The 1,401-nt window shown below is 33.0% G+C and carries 2 protein-coding genes; both read right to left on the reverse strand.

What is annotated here, in order from left to right:
* Positions 1-49: 49 nt before the first annotated feature.
* On the reverse strand, positions 50-955 hold the full coding sequence (locus VB264_RS24970) for an IS3 family transposase (protein WP_323254120.1): 906 nt from the start codon (positions 953-955) through the stop codon (positions 50-52).
* Positions 956-966: 11 nt separating this feature from the next.
* The gene (locus VB264_RS24975; protein WP_323254118.1) at positions 967-1,359 is read right to left on the reverse strand and encodes a transposase; all 393 of its coding nucleotides are present in this window, start codon (positions 1,357-1,359) and stop codon (positions 967-969) included.
* Positions 1,360-1,401 lie beyond the last annotated feature (42 nt).

A 1,401-nucleotide genomic window follows, 5' to 3' on the forward strand; every position in this document is an offset into this window, starting at 1 on the left:
TGTGCTTGCCTAAAATAGGTTGACAGATTTATTATCCTGTTTAATTTACTTAAAATTGTAATATAGTTTGATTTGGGTCTGTTTTTTTTGTTCCATCGGATGTCCAAATGTTTAATTTAGGTCTTTCCTCGACCTCAAGTTCTTTGATGTATTGTTCAAACGAGTTAGGCGTTCTTTTATGTAAAGAGCTATGTGGTCGTTTATTATTATAAGTGTCGATTGCTTTTTTGACGTTATTTTTTAACTCCTCAAAGCTTGCACTATTCCAATATCTAAGATATTGATTTTTAATAGTTCCATTTACTCTTTCAATGTGTGCATTTTCATAAACCTCATTACACATACTTATCGCTATGTTAGCATTCTTGAGTAAAGAGACATAGTCATCACTAATGTATTGTCCACCTCTGTCAGAATGGTGAACAAGTTCTGTGTACTTTTTCTTTTTACGAGTATGGAAAGCCATTTCAAGAGCATTACAATTGTTTTCTGCTCTCATATTGTCAGATGTGGAATAGCCTATTATTTTTCGAGAATAAACATCTATAATCATGACGATATAGTAAAATTTATCAGCGATGCTATAATAAGTAATATCACTTGTCCATAACTGGTTAATATCATTGAGTTGTTTATCAACTAACAGGTTTTTGTAACGACTAAATGGGCTTGAAAAAGTGGTTCTGATTTGGTTTTTGTAGGTAATCAATCTAAAACCATAGCTAAGTCCAATACTAATGAAGGCATCACGCCCTAATCCATTGGGTTTAAGAATGTCGTAAATCACTCTTAAACCCATGCCAGGATGTATTTCCCTTATTTGCATAATTAAACCGACAACCAAGTACTCTAATGAAGCCCAGTTCTTTTCTCTGATAAGTCGCTGATGATGAGCTTGTCTTGAGATATCACAAAGCTTGAATAAATCACTCATTGGATAGTGACGAGTATGTATCCGAAAATATTCTAAAGTTTGACATTGAAGTTTTTTTTAAAATCAATATCATATTCTTTCGATGCCAACTCTACTAGCTTTTCAAGATAGTCTAATTGCATTTGTTTTTGACCTAAGCGACGTTCAAGTTCAGCGACCTGAGTTAATAAGTTCGCAGTTTTCTGTGCTTCACTTTCTTGTTGTACAACCATAGTTGTGCCTTGTTTATGTTGTGGAGAATATTTGTAAATCCAACGATAAACCGTATAAGGAGCTACTTCCCACAATTTACTAAAAGAACGCACAGTATAAAGTCCAGCAGTTAACTCTTTAACTTTTTCTCGTTTGAATGATTCACTAAAAATACGTCGTTGACGAATTTTTAAACTTGTACTTTTTTTAGAATCTGATTTCGATTTGCTCATAAATAAGTTGAAATTTATGTCAACCTATTTTAGGCAAGCACA

Source organism: Arcicella aquatica, from assembly GCF_034928825.1.
In the GTDB taxonomy this organism is placed as follows: Bacteria; Bacteroidota; Bacteroidia; order Cytophagales; family Spirosomataceae; genus Arcicella; species Arcicella aquatica.

What these genes read in the sequence shown, in the direction of transcription:
- VB264_RS24975 (WP_323254118.1), bottom strand. Translation starts at nt 1,359, where the DNA reads ATGAGCAAATCGAAATCAGATTCTAAAAAAAGTACAAGTTTAAAAATT.